The organism is Sphingomonas sp. S6, assembly GCF_043498045.1.
Taxonomy (GTDB): Bacteria; Pseudomonadota; Alphaproteobacteria; order Sphingomonadales; family Sphingomonadaceae; genus Sphingomonas.
The window spans coordinates 1-409 of sequence record NZ_JBIEOE010000057.1 but is presented as its reverse complement, the minus strand read 5'-3'; the positions used below and the strand labels follow the sequence as shown (position 1 = coordinate 409).

Genomic DNA, 409 nt, shown 5'->3' with positions numbered 1-409 from the left:
CCCAGGTCACCTTTATCGCCCGTGACTCCATGCATTCGGCACAGATTCCTGAGCTGTGGTATCAGGTGCGCAAGAAGATCAGCGATATCCGCCAGACTTTGCCACCGGATATCCAGGGTCCGTTCTTCAACGATGAATTCGGCACCACCTTCGGCAATATCTACGCCTTGACCGGTGATGGTTTTGACTACGCGGTGCTCAAGGACTACGCCGACCGCATCCAGATTCAACTGCAGCGCGTGGCGGATGTGGGCAAAGTCGAGTTGCTGGGCCTGCAGGACGAGAAGATCTGGATCGAACTGTCCAACCTCAAGCTGGCGACCCTCGGTTTGCCTCTGGCAGCGGTACAGCAGGCGTTGCAGGAGCAGAACGCAGTCTCCACTGCCGGGTTCTTCGAAACCCCGAGCGA

Annotated in this window: 1 protein-coding gene; it reads left to right on the top strand. The window is 57.7% G+C overall.

From position 1 onward, the window contains the following. Nucleotides 1-409, top strand: a 409-nt coding sequence (locus tag ACGVWT_RS19225) for an efflux RND transporter permease subunit (protein ID WP_394427842.1), incomplete at both ends; no start/stop codon positions are given.